Source organism: Enterococcus sp. BWB1-3, from assembly GCF_016745275.1.
In the GTDB taxonomy this organism is placed as follows: Bacteria; Bacillota; Bacilli; order Lactobacillales; family Enterococcaceae; genus Enterococcus_L.
The window spans coordinates 36899-60926 of sequence record NZ_JADOEP010000013.1; the positions used below are offsets into that span (position 1 = coordinate 36899).

The following is a 24028-nucleotide window of genomic DNA, read 5'->3' on the forward strand; positions in this document are numbered from 1 at the left end:
AATCAGGACTCTTTTAACTGAACAGCAGAAAAATCCAGGCTCTTTTTCACTACTGAAATTCTTTTCCTGCAGCTTCGTTACTACCTTCCGGTTAGCTAATTCGCTTGTCTTCTGGAATCGTTACTTTCGCTTCTTCAGAATCGACTGTCATTGGACTGCCGTAAATAATGAAATGAATTTTATCCCCTTTCAGCACATTAAGCAATACCTCTTCCTTTGTTACCTTGACTTCCAAAATCGTCTTTCTGTATTCAATTCGGAATGTGTAGCTGTTCCATTGTTTTGGAAGAACAGGATTCAAAATTAATTCCATTCCGTCACTGCGCAACCCGCCAAAGCCATAAACAATATTCATCCAGGCAGCAGCAAGCGACGTCGTATGCAGACCATCTTTGGTATTTCTATTGTAATCATCCAAATCCATCCGTGTTGAAAAGGAGAAAAATGACAATGCCTGATCAAACTTTCCCAGTTCTGCTGCTAAAATAGAGTGCACTGAAGGTGATAAAGAAGATTCGTGAATGGTCCGAGGTTCGTAATATTCATAATTTACCCGTTTTGATTCCTTAGTGAACCATTGATTATGGAGAAATTGAAACATCAGCACATCCGGCTGCTTGATCATGTCATTACGGTAAAGCCGATCATGTGCCCAGTGCTCATAAAGTGGAAACTGGGTTGGCGGAATCAAGTCAGCATCAATATGCGGCAGATCAAAGAATCCTTTATTTTGCTCAATAATTCCTTCCGGACTTTTGTGGAGCCAAGTATTCTTGGCACATTTCCACCAATACTCGCGTTCTGTTTCTGTTACACCAGTTCGTTCTTTTAACTGCGCCAAAATTGCCGGTTTCTTTTCTGAAAGTTCACTTAAAACCATCAAAGTATAGGCAAATGTTTGTTGAGCCATGTAATTGGTGTAAGCATCGTGATTTACCATCATCTGAAATTCATCCGGTCCCATCACGCCATAAAAGCCAAACTGGTGAGATTGCTGCCCCCAATCGCCTCGGGAAGCCAAAAAACGGGAAATTTCCACCAGCATCTCAATTCCCTTTTCATAAAGAAACTCCTTATCACCTGTCAAATTGATATAATGCCAAACACCGTAAGCTACACCGGTGCTGGCTTGAAACTGACCATTGGCATATTCCCAAAATACACAGGCTTCTTTTCCGTTAATTGTCGAAACCGGATAACACGCACCATGACAATCCAACTGAGTTGCTCTAATTCTGGCCTCGTTCAATGTTTCATAACGAAATTCCAAAAGATTTTTTGCTGCTTTCACATTATTAAACAGATAGTAAGGCAGACAGAATATTTCCGTATCCCAAAAGGTATACCCATTATAAACCTCGCCGGTCAACCCCTTGGCTCCGATATTATGTGTATGATCCTGTCCATGATAGGTCTGCTGCAGCTGGAAAATACAATAACGGATTCCCTGCTGATTCCTTTCATCGCCTTCAATCTGAATATCATAATGATCCCAGACAGTCTTCCAGTATTCTTCCTGATCTCTCTTTGCCTGATCATAAGTCAGCTGAGTCGCTTCAGTCAGCGTTTCAATTCCATCCTGCCAAAGCCTGTCAGGATTATCTCCATTTTTACGGCTGATATTTGATGCAATTCTTTCGATCTCTGCTGCTTTTTTTTCAGTCAGAGAAAGCGTCATCTGAAAACCAATGAATCGTTCTTTTTCAACCAATTTCTTCTGGTACTCCTGATTCACCTGAATATGGCAGCCGGCAAAAACTTCTTGTCTGGTAGAGGTAGTCTCACAAAGTATGCCTAAATCAGCTCCCATATCTCCCTTCTTTTGTTCTTTCCAAAAGGAAAGGGGATCGTGTCCATCTCTGGTATCGAAATCAATCCCCATCAGCACATTGATTTCGCCGGAAAAATTAAGCGGCTCCAGCGTTATTTTCTGATAACCGTTTGTAGATATTTCCATATGCAAAAAACGTTCAAATGTTAATCTCAGCTCTTTACCAAATTGTGTACGCCAAGTAAAGGTGCGGGTCATTGTCCCTTTTTTCAAATCTAAAACACGAGTAAAATCTTCAAAAAATATCTGGTTTAAATCCAGCTGTTCATTCTCCAGTTCAATTCTGACATACAGCCAGTCAACCGAATTAATCATAAAATGAGGTCTTTTGACAACGCCTCTATAATTTGTATCTCTTTCTGTGCGGCTGTATTCATAAATCCCGTTAAAATAGCTGCCTAATAGTGTTTCACCGGTTGTCCCTTCTTCAAAGTATCCGCGTACACCCATATATTCATTGGCCTGTGAAAAAATTGACTCATCGACTTTTGCATGCTTAGGGTCAAATCCCTCTTCAATAATTTTCCAGGGATCTACTTTCAAATGTTCATCCGCAATTTTTGCCATAATTTAAAACACCGCCTTTTCTTTATTTGACTGTTCCACGCATAAACAACCTCTATCAGATCCTATTCAGTCTCCCTATTCATTCCTGAACACTTTTCCAGCTGCTGCAGCCCTTATCTGTATAAAATGCTCCTTCCCTTTTAGCAGCAGGTCCTTTTACTATTACTTACTGGTCATTATATCGGTAATTCAAAAAAGGATGCAAATGTTCTAACTGATTCAGGTACCATATTTATCAAATCTTTCCTTCTTAATCCCCTCTTTCTTTTAGCAAACTGGATACTTTCCCGAAAACAAAAAAAAGATAAAACCAGCACTATCTGCTTGTTTCATCTTTTCATTTACTTACCATAACTTTTCGATAATCAGACTTTTTCCAGCACTCCCCGGCTGATCATGCCGTCCATCAGAAAGTAAAATTTTTCCTGGCTCATGTCATGCTGTTCGTTTTTAAAAATATTCATCGATTTCAAGCCGTTTGCTGTGGTTACTGACATTTTCAATGTCTTCAGATCATTGGAAATAGTGATTTTCAGCTTAAAGCCTTCCTTACTCTGAGGCGTTGCATCCAATGAACGAATTAACTGGAAATTGCCTGAATTAGTCTCTGTGAATCCATTATCTCTTAGTGTATATCTTTTTGCAGCGGGATTCACTTTGTAAAAAACATCTGATCCTTCAACTGCTGCCTTTTCTTGAAAAGCCATTTTTTTCACCCCTCTATTTCATTTCACCTTTTATTATAGTAGTTAATTATTTCTTTTTCCAGCCCTATTCAGAAAATCTCCCTCAGGATTTCAAGCGTTCAATACTTTGAATCAGACTCTTGGTAAATATTTCAATCTCATTTTCCGAATTTCTATATCCGAAACTGATACGGATTGATTCTTTTACTGCCGGACTTTCCTCGCCATACATTGCTGCAAGGACATGCGAAGGCTCAACCGTTCCCGCTGTACAGGCAGATCCTGTAGAAACAGCTGTCCCGTTAAGATCCAAGTGCATCAGGAGCAAATCATTCGGAATCCCCTTGATCCAAATATTCAAAATATGGGACAGCTTTCCGTCCAGCGAGCCGTTTACTTGGTAGTCAATACTGTTTTCTTCCAGCTTCTGAAGGATCATTTTCTGAAAGCGGCTGTTTCTATTCTTCATTTCTTCTTTCACTTCTGGAGTCAGCAACTCCACTGCTTTGCCCATTCCGGAAATCCCAGGTAAATTCTCTGTTCCTGCCCGCCGTTTTTCTTCCTGTTCACCGCCTCGAATCAGCGGTTCAAAAGGGACACCATCACGCTTATACAAAAAACCAACACCCTTTGGTCCGTTAATCTTATGTGCAGAGACACTAAGAAGATCTACCCCCAGCTTCTCGACATCTACACTTTCAGAGCCATAGACTTGAACAGCGTCTGTATGAAAAAATGCCTGATGATCTTTCAACAGCTCACCAATTTCTTTAATCGGCATCAGCTGCCCAGTTTCATTGTTGCCTGCCATTACAGAAACAAGGATAGTCTCTTCTCTTAATGAAGATTGAACTGCTTCTATTGTAAGCTTTCCTGTCCTATCAACCGGCAGATAAGTAACGTCAAAGCCCAAAGTTTCCAGATACCTCATTGGCTGCAGAACTGCCAAATGTTCAACAGCTGTTGTGATAATGTGGCTGCCTTTACCTTTCATTTTTATCGCTGTTTCGACGATTGCTGTATTGTCGCCCTCAGTTCCGCCGCTGGTAAAAATAATTTCGTGAGGTGTGGCATTGATGCTTCCGGCAATAATCTGACGGACAGCTTCCAGCTTCCGATGAGCCTCTCGTCCAACACCATGGATACTGGATGGATTTCCAAAAATATCCCGCATAACAGCTGTCATTTCTTCAATTACATCCGGATGCATGGGAGTTGTTCCTGCATGATCTAAATAAATGTACTTCATCGGATTACGTCCTTTCTCAACAATTTCATTTTGAATTATTCTAGCATAGAGAAGTATGTTACTCCAACTATCCTTACTTTTCCATTAATGAATGCTCTTTTTTGTATAGCAGCATCGTACTGTAGGCAAAAACCACAATGCCCAGCCAGATGAAGCTGAACGCTGCAAGCTGAGCCATTGTGTAAGGCTCACGAAACAGGAAAACCGCAAATAGCAACATAATTGTCGGATTGATATACTGAATAAAGCCAATAATAATATAAGATATTCTCTTTGCCGCTTCCGCAAACAACAGTAGAGGAATAGCCGTGACAATACCAGCTCCCATCAGCAGAATAGTTGTACTTACTCCATAATTCATGAATCCCTGTTCAGAAAAGAACAGCAGATAAATCAGCGCAATCGGCAGAATTACCAAGGTTTCCAAGGCCAATCCACTATAAGAACTGACATTGATCTGCTTCTTTATCAGTCCGTAAAAACTAAAAGAAAAAGCCATAATCAGTGAAGCATAGGGAATGACTCCTGTTTGAACCGTTAAGAGAATGACACCGGTTAATGCAAGCAGACAGGCAGTAATTCCAGCACGGTTAAGTTTTTCTTTTAAAATCACCGTCCCAAACAGAACATTCACTAATGGATTCATATAATAACCCAGGCTGGCTTCAGTCACTCTTCCCTGACCGACTGAATAAATAAAGGTAAACCAGTTAATAGAAATCAGGATCGCTGCAGTAATGATACCCAGTGTTTTCTTTCGATCGTTTAAAATAACTTTCGTTTCATTTAAAAATATCTTGCCGCGTCTGGTTACCAGAATATATAGGCCCATAAATAGAAATGACCAAAAGATCCGATAGCAGAGAATCGCCAGTGATTCCACTTCTGAAAGAAGCTTCCAGTAAAGAGGAATAATCCCCCACAAAACATAAGCACTGATACCTAAAGTAATCCCCTTTTTCTGTTCGTTCATACAATCTCCCTTCATTTTAAAACAGCAATTAACATATCAGGCAGTCACCTGTATTCTATAGCTGTTCAAAACTCCTATACCTCATTGAAGATAAAAAGAGTAAGGCAGCCGCTGACAAATCGACTTGCCTCACTCTCTTCCTCAGGTCTTGTCTGTTTCTTTATTTATTCAAACGGAACAGCGGACTCATTGGTGTATTCTCATGGATACGTTTCAAGGCTTCGCCCATAAGCTCCGCACAGGAAACAACCATCAGCTCTTCCGGTTTTCGTTCTTCAGTAATGGCGACAGAATCAGTCACACAAAGCTGCTGAATGGGTGAATCATCAATCAGCTTCTTGGCTCCTTCAGATAATAACCCATGAGAACCGCAGGCATAAATTTCTGCTGCACCATTTTCAGCCAGTATTTCTGCTGCTGTCGTCAATGTTTCTCCAGTGTTTATAATGTCATCTACCAGAATACAGGTTTTTCCTTCTACTTCTCCAATTACGTAACCTGAGCGTTTTCCACCATCTGTTTCCACCTGATCAACAATAGCCAGAGAAGCATCCAGATACTCTGACAGACTACGGGCACGCTGTACACCGCTGTTTTTAGGTGAAACAACCACAACATCCTCTCCGGTCAATTTTTGATCTAGATAGTGCTGTGCAAACAACGGCATAGTAAATAGATTATCAACTGGAATATCAAAAAATCCCTGAACCTGTACAGTATGCAGATCCAGTGTTAAAAGACGACTCGCTCCGGCTTCCACCAACATATTTGCAACCAATTTAGCCGTAATCGGTTCTCTTGGTTTCGCTGTCCGGTCCTGACGTGCATATCCATAATACGGCAGGATGACATTGATCGTTTTGGCACTGGCTCTTTTCAATGCATCGATCATTATTAACAGCTCCATTAAGTGATCGTTTACAGGTGCATTGGTTGACTGAATCAGGTAGACATGATCTCCCCGAATACTTTCTTCAATGTTGATCTGTATTTCTCCGTCACTAAATTGTCGGACAGTGCTTTTTCCTAATTCCGTTCCAACAACCTCAGCTATCTTTTCTGCTAAAGGCTGATTGGCATTTAAACTAAAAATCCGCAACGTTTCATCCTTATATTTCCGGCCCATAACTTCCTCCATTTTTCTATTTTCTACGGTCTCCATTTTACCACTGATTGACAGAAAAATCATGGAACATCATAAAAATATAAAACAAGAAATTTCTACGGCAAGATTACCTGCCTCTTGTCGAACAATACTCATCAAGTTTTATCTTCCTGCTTACCTTTCTAATGCATGCATTTCATTGTATGTCTTTCCTTTCTTGAAGGTAATGATATTAGTATATTCAGCGATCTCGGAAAAGAGTATACGGAAGTTAGCGATACTGTCCTACAAATGAATGTTCCAAACAAAGCGACCGTGATTATGAGATCATTCTTTTTTGATATGTCAGAGGAATCTCAAATGGGAGAAAGTGATCTTTATAAAGTGGTTATTCCAATGAACCGCTCTCTCAAAATAATATGATTGTGATGGAAGTATTTTTTACTTAAAAAGATATTACCAAACTTGAAAAGATTTGTATTCTATCAGAAGAACACATAAAAAATAATCAGTGAAATTATTCAGCCAAGTATAATTGCTGCCAGATTTCAATGACTATCTACTAAAACACTAGCCCAAACAATCAACGCTTATGATAAAAAAATCCATAAATAGATTATTCAGAAAAGAACATTTTAAACTAAAAAGTGAAGAGACTCAGCCCAATTCTTTTATACAAATGAACTTTCAACAGGTTTGAATTCACCTATTCCCACTAAAAACCCTATTATATCAGCAGCTACAGAAGCTATTTTCTAAACAAATGAAATACGCTTCGAAATACTTCTAGTTCAACGTTTTTCTGTATTAGCTTCAAAAATTTTGGGTAAATTCAAATCAACAGATTATTGACAAAGCCTTTTAAATTAGGTATTCTATATCTTGTGCTGAGTGAGCAGTTGTCCTGATTCAAATGCACAAAAAGACAGAAGGTTATCTGATTAAATCTGTTGTTTTGCCTCGATAGTTAAATGGTATAACGCGAGCATGGTAAGCTCGTATTCCGAGTTCAATTCTCGGCCGAGGCTTCATTTTTTTATCACTTGAATTGCTCTGCACTTTGCAAAATTAAGTTGCAAATGAAAATCTTCAATCATTCCACAAACCAAAAGTTCCAATACGATAGCTTCATTTCTGATAATGCCAGCTGCCTCTTGACATATCTCGAAGGACAGTCGCTGAGCATCACGTCTGCCTTATTCGCTGTATAGGCTCCTCATCTCTGTTAAACACCGTCCATTCATCTGATAAAAGCTCTTTTAATTCTTCCTAATTCTATGCTAACATCAATTTATTACAAAAATATGCTGCATATCCTTTTCTTTTTTCTCACTTTCGCTGATTTATTTGATTACAGTAAAGCATTTTCTGAAAAGCATCCACTTTCTCTGCAATGCGCAAGTAAGAATCATATTTACCCGGATTTCTTTAGTATTTCCAAGCACTCTCCTTTTCTCTATATAAAAAACAGGTGCAGAAATACTATCAAACTAGTATTTTTACACCTATTTTGCAAAAAACTCATTTTCAGTCCATTCGGCTGCCATCTCTTTATAATTTATTCTATTTTTAGGGGGCTAGAAAATCAAAAGATAATCCGAATGCTGAATAGTTATTTTCCTTTATTCAAAAGAGCCAGGCTTTCTTTCAAAACTGCTTCTCCATCAAGCGTCTCGTAATCCTCAGCTGAGATCAGCTTGTAAGGAACAGCTTTATAATTAAGAAAATCTTTTAAACGATTAACCTCATATTTAGACTGTGGACCAATCAGCAGAGCATCAACCTCCTGTGTTTGAATAATTTGTTCCGCAATAATCGCAGGAGCTGAATACACGTGAACATTGATCTTCTGTTCATCGGCAGCCTGCTGGACATTTTTCACCAGCAGGCCTGTTGTAATTCCTGCAGTACAGATCAGCAGAATGGTCTTTTGTGAATCATTGGCAGTAGTCATAGCTCCTCCCTCCTCTTAAGAAATCTTTTTTTTCTTATTGTAGATATCCAAAACAACTGCCAACAGAAGAATCAAGCCCTTAATTGCCTGCTGCCAGTCAACACCAATTCCCAGAATGGACATCCCGTTGTTCAGAACCCCCATTACAAGACCACCGACAATGGCACCCATAATCGTACCAATACCGCCCGAAGTAGATGCACCTCCAAAGTAAACAGCAGCCATCGCATCCAATTCCATAGAAGTTCCTGCCTGAGGTGTCGCTGCATTCAAGCGAGCAGCCAAGATTAATCCGGCTAAAGCAGCCATAACACCCATATTAACAAAAACCAAAAACGTAATTTTTTTCGTTTTAATCCCTGATAGCTCAGCAGCTTTTTTATTTCCGCCTGTTGCATAAATCTGACGACCGGCCACAGTTTTATTTGTCAAAAATCCATATACCGCTACAATCACACCAAGGATAATCAAAATGATGGGATATCCTTGATAGGCAGCAAAGATATAGGTTATACCCACAACAATCAGCCCTGTGAAAACAGCTTTTACAAGAAAAGCATTCATCGAATCCACTTCAAACAGATTTTTCTTGCGTCGTTCACGTGAACGCCATTGTCCCAAAATTAAAGCAGCTGCAATAATAATTCCAAGAAGCATTGAAAGGAAATGGATATGTTCTCCTCCTGCAATATCCGGCAGATAGCCTGTTGAAATTTTCTGGAATGCAACTGGAAATGGTGCCAAAGATTGCCCCCCCAGAACGACCTGTGTCAGTCCACGGAACATCAGTAAGCCGGCAAGCGTGACAATAAAAGCAGGTATGCCCACATAAGCAACCCAGAAGCCCTGCCAGGCACCAATCATTGCACCAATCACTATACAAATAGGGACAGCGAGTACTGGACTCATTCCATTGTTCACCATCAGCATTCCTGCAATTGCACCGACAAACGCCATCACAGAGCCAACAGACAGATCAACATGCCCTAATAGAACAACCAGCAGCATGCCTGCGGCAAGTACTAAAATATGACTGTTTTGCAAAACCAGATTCGTGATATTCAGCGGACGCCAGAAAATGCCGTCTGTCATAATCTGAAAAGCAATCAGCAAAGCTGCAAGTATAATCACCATACTGTAGCGGCTGAAAATATCCATTGCTCTATCTTTAATATTTAAACTGTTTTTCTCTTTATCTACTTTATTTGTCGTATTTTCCATGCTAACTCACACCCTTTTCTTCCATCGTCATCAGATTCATCAGGACTTCCTGATTTGCCTCTTTCTTCAGTACTTCACCTGTAATTCGACCTTCATTCATCGTATAAATGCGATCACACATTCCAAGAATCTCAGGGAGTTCAGAAGATATAATACAAATACTTTTTCCGGTCGCAGCCATCTCCTCAATAATTGTATAAATTTCGTATTTGGCTCCCACATCAATTCCGCGAGTTGGTTCATCTAAAAAGAGAATATCCGGCTCTGTCATCAGCCATTTCGATAAAACGACTTTCTGCTGATTTCCACCACTCAAACTGCCGACATTTTGGAAAACAGAATTTGTTTTAATCCTCATTTTCTTCCTATAGCTCTCTGCAGCAACAACTTCTTTTTCTTTATCAATAACACCGTTTCGGCTGATTTTCCCAAGACTGGCTGCTGTTGTATTTTCTCTGATATCCATCAACAGATTCAAACCGAGTGCTTTCCTGTCCTCCGATACATAGGCCAGTCCATTTTGAATGGCTGCCGGTACGTCCTTAACAGATATCTCTTTGCCGTCTTTATAAACACTTCCGCTGATATTACTTCCATAAGAATGTCCAAACAAACTCATGGCAAATTCTGTGCGTCCTGCACCCATCAAACCGGCAATTCCAACAATCTCGCCCTTACGAATTTCAATGTTCACTTGGTTATTGATCGTTCGAGTCCCGTCAATCGGATGATGAACCGTCCAGTCTTTGACTTCAAAGTATGTATCGCCAATCTGCGGATGACGTTCCGGGTAACGGTTTGTCAGATCACGACCAACCATTCCACGAATAATTCGTTCTTCATTAATGTCATCATTTTCCAGTGTCTCAATTGTCTGACCATCACGTAAAATAGTAATACGATCCGCTACATCCACAATCTCATTCAGCTTATGAGAAATGATAATTGACGTAATCCCCTGTACTTTGAATTCCTTAATCAATTCCAGCAGATTAGCACTTTCTTCTTCATTCAATGCAGCAGTCGGCTCATCCAGAATCAACAGTCGTACTGATTTGGAAAAGGCTTTTGCTATTTCAACCAGCTGCTGCTGTCCGACACCGATTTGGGAAATCAGAGTGTTGGGATTAATGCGCAAGCCAACTGTTTTCAACAAATTATCTGTCTTTTTCTCTGTAAGGTCCCAGTCAATAACGCCATGCTTTGCTTGCTCATTTCCTAAGAATATGTTCTCTTTAATGGATAAGTAAGGACTTAATGCCAGTTCCTGATGAATAATAACAATCCCCTTATTCTCACTGTCACGCAGATCCTTGAATTTACAGGCTTCTCCGTCATAAATAATATCGCCTTCATAGCTTCCGTAGGCATATAAACCGCTGAGTACATTCATCAACGTTGATTTTCCTGCACCATTTTCACCACAAAGTGCATGAATTTCTCCCCGTTTTATTCGCAGATTAACATTATTCAACGCACGCACACTGGAAAATTCTTTAATAATGCCTTTCATTTCCAAAATATAATCCGCCATATTTCCCATCCTTTCTTTGCTTCCAGCTCCCTTAAAACAAGCGATCATTTAAAATAAACTCCAATTCCTTTCTGGATAATGAGAAGGGACCGAATAAATTCCGATCCCCGCCTCTTTTTATAGACAGATACTTCGTACTTCCAGTTGTTGTATGCTCTCAACCATACTGAATAATCTCAAATTTATCTTTTTTATAGAAAGTCTGGATTTTTGCAGTGTGGAGTCTGGAAACTTAATAGAACATATTTTATTTCAAATCTGCTTCTGTATAATAATCTGTATCAATCAATTCCACCTTGTAATTGTCTTTATCAACAGAAATTGGGTTAGCCAGATATGTTGGAACAACTTTCACACCGTTGTCATAAGTCTCTGTATCGTTTACAGGAACCTCTTCATCGTTGTTGATTGCTTCGATCATTTCAATAGTATTTTTAGCCAGAATACGAGTATCTTTAAAGATTGTCTGTGTTTGTTCACCGGCAATAATTGATTTCACACCGGCAACTGTTGCATCCTGCCCTGTAATAACCGGCAGCGGTTTATCCGAAGGCCCATAGCCTACACCCTTTAAAGATGAAATAATTCCCAAGCTGATTGGATCATAAGGTGAAAGAACAGCATCCAATGTTTTGTCTGTATAATTTGCACTTAACAGGTTATCCATACGGGCCTGAGCCGTTGAACCATCCCAGCGCAGTGTAGCAATCTGATTGAAGCTTGTTTGTTTTGAGGGTGCAACTAGTTGTCCGCTGTCAAAATACGGCTGGAAGATTGACATTACACCATTATAGTTAATCAATGCATTATTATCATCTGGGGACCCGCCGAACAATTCAATATTAAATGGCCCTTCACCATCATTCAGTCCAAGTTTTTCTTCTATATAAGAAGCTTGTAAAACTCCAACACCAAAGTTGTCAAATGTTGCATAGTAGTCGACATATTCAGAATTCATCAGCAAACGGTCATAAGCAATTACTTTAATGCCTTCATTATGCGCTTTTTCCAATACGTCCGTTAATGCTGAACCGTCAATTGATGCAATGACCAGTGTGTCCACGCCTTTTGTAATCATGTTCTCAATTTGTGCCACCTGGTTTTCTACCTTATCTTCTCCATATTGCAGATCAGTTTTGTAATCCAGTTTTTCAAGCTCTTCCACCATATTATTTCCATCGGCAATCCAACGTTCTGCTGATTTAGTCGGCATGGCAATTCCAACATATCCTTTCTCGCCGCTGCTGCCATCTGAAGCCGAGCTGCCGCCGCATGCCGACAGTAATGTTGCTCCTGTCAGCAGTAACGCAGCCAAAGTTACCGTTTTCTTAAAACCAAATTTCATCTTGATCCCTCCAATTTTATAATTGCTTTACATCCAGAAGTATACCGTTTTCAGTGACCGCTTACATTAAATATCTTTCATGTTTTCTGGAAATTCTTTTTGCGTTTTTTTGCACAAACAAATGCATCTGGGAATTTTTTAGTTTTTCTTGGATTTTTTTCGTATGTTGTTTCCAGCAACTAAATCCAGCTGATTTTTGGTAAAATATAGAAAAGAGGCAATGAATAGAAATATTCGACGTCAAAATTTTCAAACACATCCCAAGGAAGAGTGAATAAATCATGAAAAAATTTTTCCCCGCCATTTTTCTTTTATTATTTTTTTTAAGCGCTTGCAATTCTGCTGTTATTTCAGATGAGGAGCAGCAAAGCCTGGTCATTGGTTTTTCACAATCAGGAACTGAGAGCAAATGGCGCAAACGTCATACAGACTCTATCCGCACTGAGCTGGAAAAAAATAATCAGGTCCTTTACCGTAACGGATATATGAATCAGGAACGCCAGATTCAGGATATCCGTACTTTTATTGCCTACAAAGTGGACATGATTGTCTTTACTCCTCTGCAGGAGGATGGATGGGAACCGGTTCTGAAAGAAGCCAAGCAGGCAGCAATTCCGGTTATCATTGTGGATCGGCATATTAATGTGTCTGATCAAAGTCTCTATGTTACACATATCGGGCCCAGCTTTAAAGCCGAAGGGAATCGAGGTGGGCTCTATGTCAGCAACCATTTTTCAACTGTTGAACAGCCGGAAATAAATATTTTGGAGCTCGCCGGACTGCCTGATACCTCTCCTACCACACTTCGGACAGACGGCTTTCAGGAAACCATTTCACGGGATAACCGTATGGAAGTAGTCGATACACTGTACGGAGACTATATTCGGATGAAAGGAAAAGAACAAATGGAAAAATATATTGAGGCTCATGACATTTCAACCATTGATGTTCTTTACAGCCATAATGATGAAATGACACACGGAGCTTTAGAAGCCTTGAAAAAGACAGATATCGTTCCCGGAGAAGACATTGTTATCGTGACCATTGATGCCCAGGAGGACATGATAGAAAAGCTTCGGACTGGGGAAGTAAACTGTGTGGTGGAATGTAATCCCAACGCAGGCTGGTTTGTAGCAAATGCCATTGAACGCTATTTTGCCAGTGACAATAAAGAGGATTTTGTACGTGAAATCTATATGTTTGAAACAGTCTTTTCCGAAACCAATCTGGATAAAATCCCTACCAGAAATTACTAAAGGAGCCGCTTATGAAAAAGGCACTCAGCATTAAACAAATCTTTTCCCATGCAAATAAATTAATGCTTGCTCTGGCGATTGTTCCTTTATTTATCAGTATTTTACTTTATTCCAGACAAATTTTTCTTTATAAAAACACTGTGACCAATATTCAGAAAGCCAATGAGATAGCAGCAAAGGTAGATGAAGAGGTATTGGAGGATATGTGGGATGTAGTGACCGGGCAGACTGCATTGAACTCTTATATTGGCAACAGCATTGTTGATGAACTGCGGGCGGATATTCATCATATTCAGGAAAACACCAGCACAAACGGGGAACGGAGCATATTGGAGGTGGCGCTGAGAATTATTGATTCTCTGGAAAATTATCAGACAAAGATCTTCGAAAATCTAACTCAGGAAAACTCCTATGAAAAAAATAAAGAAATAATGATTCAGGTCGAATCAGTCACTCAGCTTCTTTCAGACATTCTGCAGGAATTTGTACGAATTGAAATCAATTTAGCCAGTCAGAAAAATAATGAGCTGGCACACTCTCTGGTTATATTGTCTCTCGCAGAGCTGGGGATAGTTATAGTCATTCTTTATTTTGTTCAGAGAAACCGCAAATTTCTGGATGAAAAAATTCAACAGCCGCTGGACAACGTAATTGTTATGTCTCATGAATTGTCAAAAGGTCATTTGGGCTATCGGCTGGAGCTCCCGGATACACCGGAGCTCTCCTCCTTAACAGAAAGTCTTAATAAAATGGCAGACGACCTGACGCAGCTGCTGGAAGAAAATGTGTTAAAGCAATACCATCTGGCGCAAAGTGAAGTACGCGTGCTGCAGGCGCAAATTACTCCTCATTTTGTTTACAACAGTTTAGATGCAATTGTCTCTCTGATTGAACAAAAACACTATGATGAAGCAAAAGAAATGACCTTTGCTCTTTCAGATTTCTTCCGAATTTCTCTAAGTAAAGGAAAAGACTGGATTACTGTAGATACTGAAATCCGACATATCAAGGATTACCTGATTATATTAAAAATTCGGTATGGAGAAATGCTGAGCTTTGAAATCAATGTTCCGGAACAGTTAAAAGATTATGAAATTCTAAAAATGATTTTACAGCCTCTGATCGAAAATGCTGTTTATCACGGAACCAAATTTATTCGACGTACCGGATACATTCAGGTAAACGTCACAGAAACAGAAAACGATCTGATTTTTACTGTTTCAGATAATGGTATCGGCATGCTTCCTGAACGACTTCAGAAGGTTCAGGAAGAACTTGAAAAAGGGATTGATTCTGATTTCAGTACAGGTTACGGTTTGTATAATGTGAACAAACGCCTGCTGCTCTACTATGGCAGAGAGGCCGGCATCCAAGTTGAAAGTCAGTATCGGCATGGAACAGTCATTACAGTGACCGTCCCTAAGCGACAGGAGGACCCGCCCAATGTATAAAGTTTTTATTGTTGAAGATGAGCATTTAATCAGAGAAAGTTTACGAAAACAGATTCTGACACTCAGTGAAACATATCCTATTACTTACGTTGGAGAAGCCGGTGATGGGGAAATGGCTTTAGCCTCAATCCTGGACTTTCAGCCTGACATCATTCTAACGGATATCAAAATGCCTTTCATGGACGGGCTGACATTTGCCAGAGAATCGAGAAAAGTACTTCCCTGGACCCGTATCATTTTTATCAGCGGCTTTGACGACTTTGATTATATGAAGGGAGCCATACAGGTTCAGGCAGATGAATACTTACTAAAACCAATTAAAACAGATGAGCTGGAAACAACCATCGCACGGGTTGTTCAACGTCTGTCGCAGCAGAAACAGTCCACTGCTCCACAGTCAAATTCAGAGCTGCTGATCACTGAAGTAAAGAAAAATCATTTCCTGAATGGACTTTTCAAAGGCGATTTGGATATACCAACAGCCATTAAAGAGTCTCAGAACTTCCAGCGGACAATTATCGGCAAAAAGCTTACCGTTGTACTTGCAACCAATCAATTTAACAGTAATTTTGAGGACTATGCCCATTTCAGCGAATATCTAAATTATCTTTTTTCCGAAGATGACAGTATCTTGTTTTCCAGTGTCTCCTCTCATTTTATTAAATTTCTGATTTTTGATACACAGAAGGAAGATGTACTCGAAAAAAGTTATCAGCTGGCACAGACGCTGATTCACGAGCTGGAACAAAATTCTCAGGATGATATTGCCGTAGCGATTGGTCCGGTGGTAGAACGAATCAGTGAAATCTCCGCTTCATATCAAAAAGCAAGAGAGATGCTGGCTACCTACGGCTACCTTCGAACAGAAAAAATTATCAGCTATGAAGATGACATGAAGGAAGGAGAGCTCTCACCAACTCATCCGTTTAAAATGGATTTGGCAGATGAAATTTCCGGCCTTACTCAGGAAAACAGTGAAGTACTTGTTCAAAAGCTTTGTCAGCACCAAGACACATTTGAACGTACTCGAATGGTTCGATTCTTCATTTTAACTGAACTGACTGGTCTGGTTAAAAAGAAACAGCAGAATGCACCGGAAAAATTTTCATCTGCAGATGCACTAACTAATTTGATTGAAATATCTTCAAGCAGCGAGCATTATGAAAAAATGATTCGGGAAATGATTAACTATCTGATTGAGGTTAGGATTCATCCCTCTATGTCAAAATACCAAAGCGTCATTAATCATGCTCTAACCTTCATTAATGAAAAGTATACCGATCCTGATATTTCCTTAAATATGGTTGCTGATGAACTTTCCTTAAGTCCCGCTCATTTCAGTACCATTTTTTCACAATCACTAGGCAAAACATTCATAGAATATCTTACTGACCAGAGAATTAATCTTGCAAAATCTTTATTAAAAGAAACGAACCAAAAGCTGTCCGAAATTGCATTTGAAATCGGCTACAATGACCCTAACTATTTCAGCTTTATATTTAAAAAGAAAAAAGGGATTTCTCCTAAAGAGTATCGACAAAAAAATTGAATTTATCCATTAAAATTACCTTGTAACATTAAAAACAGGCGAAGCTCCGATCATTGCTGCTGACCTTCTGGAGCTTCTCCTGCTTTATTTTTTGTTTAAAAATCATTTGTTTGTCAAGCATTTCTCTCAGATACAGAGCGACATTTCCCCACTCCAGATAATCAGTTACACCGGACGGCACTTATATTTCCAGTGTAATTTCCCCATGATGAACAAGCTTTCATCCATACATAACAAATTCCTCTGAACCAAGGTTTGCTGTGAAAATAATGACAGACAGATCAGCTGTGGGCATTCCCCCTTTAACCTTTTCATCAGTAAGAAGGATAATCCAAGCCGTCGATACCACTCGGCTGATCAGCGGACCTTCAAAATGAATGCAATCGACCCCTAGGAATTAAAAGTCGCTTGCTCTCTACTTTTAAAAGGAGTGAGACACCTCTTTCCCTCCGGATAGTTGTCTCACCCCTTCCGATTTATTTAAAAACAACAATCGGTTCGTTTTATTTAATTAAAATATAGTCCAGTCCCACCAGCTTCGCCCAGGTAATAATCTGGTCTGAGGTTACGTTCAGTGAAACTACAGTATGATGTCCGCCGCCTGCTTCAATCCATGCTCCAACCCCTTCCTGGAAGTTTGGTTTTACTTCCCACAGCACACGGGCAACCGGCAGCATAGGTGCTTCCTCTGTTGGTTCGAACAACTCTACTTCATTGATCAGCAGCTTATAATGCGTCCCGAAGTCTGCCATTGAAACTACGACACCCGCTCCTGCTTTGCCGTCAAATACCAGACGTGCCGGATCTTCACGATCACCCATTGAAAGAGGTGAAACAATAATTTTGGGTTTATTATTTGCCAGCGTCGGATCAACTTCCATCATATGAGACTGCAGAATGAATTCACGACCAGCTTCCAGCTCATAAGTATAGTCTTCCATAAATCCGGTATTTTCATTACGAGCCATTACTTTCATTAAACGATCAATTGCTGCAGTTTTCCAGTCCCCTTCGCCGGCAAATCCATATCCTTCAGCCATCAAGCGCTGAACGGCCAGCCCTGGCAGCTGCTGCATGCCATACAGATCTTCAAAGTTTGAACTAAACGCATTATAATTGCCTGCTTCAAGGAAATGACGAATGCCGATTTCCTGACGAGCCTGCACTTTTACATGCGCTTCCCATATTTCATGATCATAGTCTCCATAGTCAAAATCATAAAGGTTTTTATATTCTGCAAACAACGCATCAACTTCTTCATCTTTTACCGCATCAATATATCGAACCAAATCGCCAATCCCAAAATAATCGACAACCCAGCCAAATTGAATTTGCGCCTCTACTTTATCCCCTTCTGTTACAGCCACATTCCGCATGTTATCTCCGAAGCGGGCAACCTTGATATTGAAGCTTTCATTAAAGGCAACAGCCACGTCCATCCATTCAGCAATCTGCTTTTGAACTTCCTGACGTTTCCAGTAGCCAACGACAATTTTATTTTGTTTTTTCAGACGAGCATTAATAAAGCCGTATTCACGATCTCCGTGAGCAGCCTGATTCAAGTTCATAAAGTCCATATCAATTGTTTGCCATGGAATACTTTCATTGTATTGGGTTGCTAAATGAAGCAGCGGTTTTTGCAGCAATTTCGTTCCACGAATCCACATTTTTGCAGGTGAGAAGGTATGCATCCAGGTAATTACACCGGCTACTTCATCCCGATAGTTAACTTCCTTCATAATACGAGTTATTGCATCTGCTGAAACAGCCAGCTCCTGCAGAACAACAGGATAAGAGAGCTTGCCATTGTCATTTAATTCTTTTACCATTTCTTCTGCATGACTGCGTACCTCCTGCAATGCTTCTTCTCCATACAAATGCTGTGAGCCTACAACAAACCAAAATTCTTTCTTTTCTACTGTTAACATATTATTCGCTCCTTCACTAGTTTAATTGGGCGGTTACATATGTGTATCTACAAGTCTTACTGACATTCAATTTTCAATACAAAGCTTCCAAGTCTTAGATGCTTTGCTCGTTTCACACATTCATACCCATTCCTGTTATTTTTAAATCAGGTTATTTCTGTCCATAATAAGCATCTTTTCCATGCTTTCTTAAATAGTGCTTATCTAAAATCCGCTGCGGCAGTTCTTCCGCAAAGCTGTTCAGCTGGCGGGCAAAAAGATTCATCTTACATACTTCTTCCAGAACCACAGCATTCATTACAGCGCCGGCTGCACTTTTCCCCCAAGTGAACGGTCCATGCCCGTGAAGTAAGACTCCGGGTACTTCCATCGGGGCAATCCCTCTTTCTTTAAAAGTCTGAACAATAGCGTGCCCGGTTTCTTCCTCGTAGCCTCTGTCAATCTCTTCCTGAGTCAAAAAGCGTGCACAGGGAACTGTTCCGTAAAATGTATCTGCATGAGTTGTTCCCATCGGAGGAACATCCAGTCCTGCCTGAGCCCAGATCGTTGCCCATGCTGAATGAGTATGAACTATTCCGCCTATATCTTCATATTGACGATACAGCACTGCATGGGTCGGTGTATCAGAAGAAGGATTCAGTTTACCTTCAATCACATTTCCTTCCAGATCGCAGACAATCATATCATCCGGTGTCAGTGTTTCATAATCCACTCCCGAAGGCTTAATCACAAACAGCTCCTTGTCCTTGTCAATCCCACTGACATTTCCCCAGGTATATTTAATCAAGCCCTGTTTCGGAAGCTCCAGATTGGCATAATAGACTTCTTCTTTTAATACTTCAAGCACATATATTTCCCCCTTCTCTGTTTCCAATGCATTGATTTATGTCGCTTAGTTCAAAAATTCAACAGCCGCTTTTTCAATAGGCAACCCTGTTGCATATCGCTTCGCAAACTGCTCAAAGCCTTTAACATCTTCCAGATCAGGCACAACTTCAATTCCTTCATTGCTGCCAAACACCTGAATATTTAAATAATCGGTTAAATTTTGTCCCTGCTTTGCATACTTCAAATAATCTGCAAGAAGTGCAATTCCCCAGGCTCCGCCTTCTCCGGCAGTTTCCATCAGTGAAACAGGCGTATCCATCGCTGCCGCCAATATTCGCTGCGCCACTCCTTCAGTCTTAAAAATGCCGCCATGTCCCATGACCCTGTCAATATTGACCTGTTCTTCTTCCACCAGTATCTTCATACCGATTTGCAACGCTCCAAATGCTGAATAAAGATGAACCCGCATAAAATTCGCCAAGTTAAACAGACTGTCCGGTGTCCGCACAAACAACGGTCTTCCTTCCGATATGTGCGTTATATTTTCTCCGGAGAAGTAGCCGTAAGAAAGTAATCCGCCGCAGTCTTTATCACCTACCAGTGCTTGTTTGAACAATACTTCATACAAGTGTTCTGTACTTATATCAAATCCACTGACATCTGCAAATTCTTTGAACAGCTTCACCCATGCATTAATCTCAGAGGAACAATTATTGGCGTGCACCATTGCTGCAAGATCACCTGCCGGCGTTGTAACCAAATCCAGCTCCGGATGTACGTTCTTCAACTCCTTTTCCAAAACAATCATGGCAAAAACAGAGGTTCCAGCTGAGATATTCCCTGTCCGCAGAGCTACACTGTTTGTTGCTGTCATACCAGTTCCTGCATCTCCTTCCGGCGGGCAAAGAGGAATCCCTGCTTTTAAATCACCTGTCGGATCAAGCAGCTTCGCTCCTGCTTCAGTCAGCTGCCCGGCACTTTCACCTGCCACCAAAACCGTTGGCAGAATATCTTTCAGCTTCCATAAAAATTGCTTTCCCTTCACCTGTTGATCAAATTTTTCAAGCATATCAGAATCATACTCTTTTTTCTGAGGATCTATCGGGAACATCCCTGATGCATCTCCTACTCCCAGAACCTTTTCACCTGTCAGCTGCCAATGTACATAGCCGGCCAGCGTTGTAAAAAATACTGTGTCTTTTACATGCGTCTCATTATTTAGAATCGCCTGATAAAGATGAGCGATACTCCATCGCTGAGGAATATTATAGTCAAATAAAGCAGTCAGCTCTTTTTCTGCCTCTGCTGTGATTGAATTTCTCCAGGTTCGAAACGGCACCAGCAGCTGATCCTCTTTATCAAAAGCCATATAGCCATGCATCATTGCACTAAATCCAATCGCTCCAACCTGAGTCAGCTCTGCATCAAACAATGTCCATACCTCATGTTTCAAGTGCTGATAACTTTCCTGCAGCCCCGACCAAATCTCTTCCAAGCTGTATGTCCAAATACCATCAATCAATTGATTTTCCCACTCGTGACTTCCTGACGCGATGGGTTTTTGCTGTTTGTCAATCAATACTGCCTTGATTCTTGTTGAACCCAATTCAATCCCCAGTGAAGTATTTCCCTGAATAATTGACTCTCTTACTGCCTGCTTATCCATGCCAGCCCTCCTGTATACGTTTTCATTCATTCGAAAAAAAATTTCCATAAAAAATTCTTCTTCTGCTTTTTCAAAGGAAGTATACCACATTTGTACGTACATGTAAACGAGTTAATCGAATTTGTACGCACAAAAAAAAGAAACGAACTTTATCTGTTCGTTTCCATTCCTACTATTATTTTTCTGCTATCTGTTATTCTGACGAGGCTGTTCTGACGGAAAAAATATCTTCTCAATAAGACTGCTTTTTCAGTACTGATTGACGTTCAATCACTTCCGGCTCATACACAATACTGTCACTGAGCGTCTTTGTTTCAATCGCTTTAATCATCCACTTAGCTGCATCTATTCCCAGCTTTTCTTTCGGATGACTGATGGTGGTTAAAGCGACCTCACCGGCTGTACTTAATGTCGAGTTATCCTGCCCGATAATGGAAATATCCTGAGGAATCATTTTTCCTGCAGCAATTAACCGCTGAACAAGCAGATTAGCAATCTCATCGTTATAGCAGACGACCCCTTTAACAGCAGACTGCTTCTCTAACAAACGACTGGCAACGGTCTCTGTAATACTTGCTTTTTCCTCTGTAGCATACGTAAAAATATTTTGTGAATCAAATGTCAGCCCATATGTTTCAAAAGCATCAATGAATCCTCTCATCCGAAGTTTCCCCTGTAAATCATCCATCTTCACAATCAAGGCCAGCTCGTTTATACCGTTTTCCAGCATGTAAGAGGTAGCCAGGAAACCAGCCTTTACATCATCCAGGCAAATGGAGGGGAGATCAATTGCTTCATAATATGCATTAATCATTACAACTGGAATCCCAGCCTCCTTAAATGATAAATAATAAGAAAGATTTGGATTATACTGATTGCTTTTGGTTGGCTCGACAATTAGCCCGTCAACTTGTTGTAGGAGCATGTTTTCCAGGCATTTCTTCTCCTGCTCCGGATTGTTATTTGTACTGGCAAGCAGCAGAGAATAACCTTTCTTTTGCAGCTCTTCTTCAATCCCCCGAATAATTGAGGGAAAAATATAATCTGATAAATAAGTAGTAATAACACCAATTGTTTTTGTTCTTTTTTCAGAACTGTTTTGATTTTTAAAACGGTCATCTACATAAGTGCCGGAGCCTTTTTCTTTTCTTAAAAACCCTTCATTAACCAAAACGGCAATCGCCTGCCGGATGGTGTGACGACTTACTTGATAACTGTCCATCAGCTTAAGTTCCGGGGGTATCACTGAACCGACAGGATATTCCTCGCTTACTATTTTCGAGCGGAGCTCCTCCGCAATGACATTATACTTAGACACCATGATAGTCCTCCAACGTAAATTTGTACGTACAATTTTATCATATGATGATTTGGCAAAAATAGCAAGTCAGGAATGATTGAGAAGTAGAACGAAAATCAAAAATACAGCGTTTTCCCAACCTAAGCTGTTACTTATATAGAAAGAGCCCCCAAAACCTGAAGTCGGATTCAGCATTTCGGAACTCCCCTCTTTTTAATAATCATACCTCTTGCGTTTAGATGAAGCTGGAATGTTTAAGGCCTCACGATATTTGGCCACCGTTCTTCTGGCAATCTCAATCTTCTTCTCCTTCAGCAGTTCGACTAGTTTTTGATCAGAAATTGGTTTAGCTTTATCTTCCTCATCAATCAGCTGCTGAATAAATTTTTTCACGTCAATTGCTGACATCTCTTCTTTACTGTCAGCTCCGCGAGACAAGCCCTGGGAGAAAAAGGAACGAAGCTCGAATGAGCCGAAGTTTGTTTCAAGATATTTCCCATTCACAGTTCGACTGACAGTAGACTCATGAATATCCAAATCCTGTGCAATTTCCTTTAAGGTCATTGGTTTAATCGGTCGTCCAGGTTTCAAAAAGAAATCCTTCTGTCTAGCAACAATTTCTTTTCCAACACGCAGAATGGTATCGCCTCTTTGAGCAACTGTTTTCTGCAGCCATTCAAAATCTTTCTTTTTCTCTGAAATATATTCCTGAACTTCCTTGTCTTTTGTTTCTTCCATTTTCTTAAAATAAGCTTCCTGAAAACGAATTTGAGGTGCCCCTTCTTTGTTTGAGATCACGATTAACTGATCTCCTTCAATTTTTACTTTTAAATCAGGACGAATATAAATACCTAAAGTCGAACCAAAAATACTTCCCGGTGAAGGAGTCAGTGTTTGTATATAATCAAAAATTTCCTGAACCTCTGTTAGTTCGATTTCAAACTTTTTACTGATATCTGCCCATTTCCGATTGGCAAGAGCTGTAAACTCTTCTTCCAGTACAATATAAGCAAGAACAGGTGCCTGATCATCCCGCTCAGTTTGCAGCATAAGACATTCCCTCAAATCTCTGGCCCCAATGCCGGCAGGGTCCAGCTGTTGAAGCAGGGTCAATGCATCCAGCATTTCTATTTCCTCAGCACCTGCATTTTCTGCAGCTTCTTCAAGAGAAATGGTCAGGTAGCCATTTAAATCAATAAACTCTGTTAAAAACATCACTAATGTCCGCAAATATGTATCACGATAATTGAGATGAATCTGATCAATTAAATATTCAAATAAGGAAATCGAGCTGTCAGGAATCTGATTCATCAGATTGGACTCTTTTTCATTATTGTATTGTGTACTTCGACTGCCTGAGTATGTATAGTCGCTATGATTGGGCTGCAGCTCAATCAGGGGATTTTCCAACGCTTTATTTTCAATAAATGTCTGCAGCTCTTCTGTGTTGTACTGCAGTACTTGGATAGATTGCTGAAGCTGCTGTGTCATGGCTAATTTTTGAACTTGTTTTTGCTGTTGAGACAAGTGCTGCTCAAATTTCATAAATTTCAATCTCCCACTTGTTTTTTTTGAAAATATCCGC

Annotated in this window: 17 protein-coding genes and 1 tRNA gene; 4 read left to right on the forward strand and 14 right to left on the reverse strand. The window is 40.2% G+C overall.

Going from position 1 to position 24028, the window contains the following annotated elements; all coding sequences use genetic code 11:
- Nucleotides 1–91 precede the first annotated feature (91 nt).
- The 5 genes from IW492_RS10245 to IW492_RS10265 all read right to left on the reverse strand — a co-directional run bounded on the left by IW492_RS10245 (nt 92) and on the right by IW492_RS10265 (nt 6432).
- Nucleotides 92–2398, reverse strand: a complete 2307-nt coding sequence (locus IW492_RS10245) for a glycoside hydrolase family 65 protein (RefSeq protein WP_202067530.1) — start codon at nt 2396–2398, stop codon at nt 92–94.
- A 365-nt stretch (nt 2399–2763) separates the two neighbouring features.
- Nucleotides 2764–3105: a DUF1831 domain-containing protein gene (locus tag IW492_RS10250; protein ID WP_202067532.1), complete on the reverse strand. Its 342-nt coding sequence runs from the start codon at nt 3103–3105 to the stop codon at nt 2764–2766.
- Between the two features lie 82 nt (nt 3106–3187).
- A complete protein-coding gene (locus IW492_RS10255) occupies nt 3188–4333 on the reverse strand; it encodes a cysteine desulfurase family protein (protein WP_202067533.1) in 1146 nt (381 codons plus the stop codon).
- A 73-nt stretch (nt 4334–4406) separates the two neighbouring features.
- Nucleotides 4407–5306, reverse strand: coding sequence for an EamA family transporter RarD (gene rarD, locus IW492_RS10260; RefSeq protein WP_202067535.1), 900 nt, complete (start codon nt 5304–5306; stop codon nt 4407–4409).
- Between the two features lie 160 nt (nt 5307–5466).
- Complete coding sequence (locus IW492_RS10265; protein WP_202067536.1) at nt 5467–6432, reverse strand: ribose-phosphate diphosphokinase; 966 nt, start codon at nt 6430–6432, stop codon at nt 5467–5469.
- Between the two features lie 936 nt (nt 6433–7368).
- Here IW492_RS10265 and IW492_RS10270 point away from each other — a divergent pair.
- Nucleotides 7369–7439: transfer RNA gene (locus IW492_RS10270), tRNA-Thr, on the forward strand.
- Between the two features lie 584 nt (nt 7440–8023).
- On the opposite strand, the gene IW492_RS10275 is transcribed toward IW492_RS10270, so the two are convergent.
- The 4 genes from IW492_RS10275 to chvE form a co-directional block, all read right to left on the reverse strand.
- Complete coding sequence (locus IW492_RS10275) at nt 8024–8365, reverse strand: PTS sugar transporter subunit IIB (protein ID WP_202067537.1); 342 nt, start codon at nt 8363–8365, stop codon at nt 8024–8026.
- A 15-nt stretch (nt 8366–8380) separates the two neighbouring features.
- Nucleotides 8381–9586, reverse strand: coding sequence for a multiple monosaccharide ABC transporter permease (gene mmsB / locus IW492_RS10280; protein ID WP_202067538.1), 1206 nt, complete (start codon nt 9584–9586; stop codon nt 8381–8383).
- Between the two features lies 1 nt (nt 9587).
- Nucleotides 9588–11120 carry a multiple monosaccharide ABC transporter ATP-binding protein gene (gene mmsA, locus IW492_RS10285; RefSeq protein WP_202067581.1) on the reverse strand — a complete coding sequence of 511 codons (1533 nt, stop codon included), beginning with the start codon at nt 11118–11120 and terminating at the stop codon, nt 9588–9590.
- A 247-nt stretch (nt 11121–11367) separates the two neighbouring features.
- Complete coding sequence (chvE, locus tag IW492_RS10290; protein WP_202067539.1) at nt 11368–12465, reverse strand: multiple monosaccharide ABC transporter substrate-binding protein; 1098 nt, start codon at nt 12463–12465, stop codon at nt 11368–11370.
- A gap of 281 nt (nt 12466–12746) precedes the next feature.
- On the opposite strand from chvE, the gene IW492_RS10295 reads away from it, so the two are divergent.
- The 3 genes from IW492_RS10295 to IW492_RS10305 are packed head-to-tail and all read left to right on the forward strand — an operon-like array spanning nt 12747 to nt 16721.
- Nucleotides 12747–13721 (forward strand): ABC transporter substrate-binding protein, encoded by a 975-nt coding sequence (locus IW492_RS10295; protein WP_202067540.1) that lies wholly within the window; start codon nt 12747–12749, stop codon nt 13719–13721.
- An 11-nt stretch (nt 13722–13732) separates the two neighbouring features.
- Entirely contained in the window at nt 13733–15172 is a 1440-nt protein-coding gene (locus tag IW492_RS10300; RefSeq protein WP_202067541.1) for a sensor histidine kinase, read from the forward strand.
- Nucleotides 15165–16721: a helix-turn-helix domain-containing protein gene (locus IW492_RS10305; RefSeq protein ID WP_202067542.1), complete on the forward strand. Its 1557-nt coding sequence runs from the start codon at nt 15165–15167 to the stop codon at nt 16719–16721. Before IW492_RS10300 ends, IW492_RS10305 begins: the two co-directional genes overlap by 8 nt.
- Nucleotides 16722–17224: 503 nt before the next feature.
- On the opposite strand, the gene araA is transcribed toward IW492_RS10305, so the two are convergent.
- From araA to rpoN, 5 genes are all read right to left on the reverse strand, one after another.
- Nucleotides 17225–18649, reverse strand: a complete 1425-nt coding sequence (araA, locus tag IW492_RS10310) for an L-arabinose isomerase (protein ID WP_202067543.1) — start codon at nt 18647–18649, stop codon at nt 17225–17227.
- Between the two features lie 151 nt (nt 18650–18800).
- Nucleotides 18801–19496 (reverse strand): L-ribulose-5-phosphate 4-epimerase, encoded by a 696-nt coding sequence (locus IW492_RS10315; protein ID WP_202067544.1) that lies wholly within the window; start codon nt 19494–19496, stop codon nt 18801–18803.
- Between the two features lie 45 nt (nt 19497–19541).
- A complete protein-coding gene (locus IW492_RS10320; protein WP_202067545.1) occupies nt 19542–21143 on the reverse strand; it encodes a xylulokinase in 1602 nt (533 codons plus the stop codon).
- 232 nt (nt 21144–21375) lie between these two features.
- Nucleotides 21376–22461: a GntR family transcriptional regulator gene (locus IW492_RS10325; RefSeq protein WP_202067582.1), complete on the reverse strand. Its 1086-nt coding sequence runs from the start codon at nt 22459–22461 to the stop codon at nt 21376–21378.
- A gap of 195 nt (nt 22462–22656) precedes the next feature.
- Nucleotides 22657–23988: an RNA polymerase factor sigma-54 gene (rpoN, locus tag IW492_RS10330; RefSeq protein ID WP_202067546.1), complete on the reverse strand. Its 1332-nt coding sequence runs from the start codon at nt 23986–23988 to the stop codon at nt 22657–22659.
- Between the last annotated feature and the right edge of the window lie 40 nt (nt 23989–24028).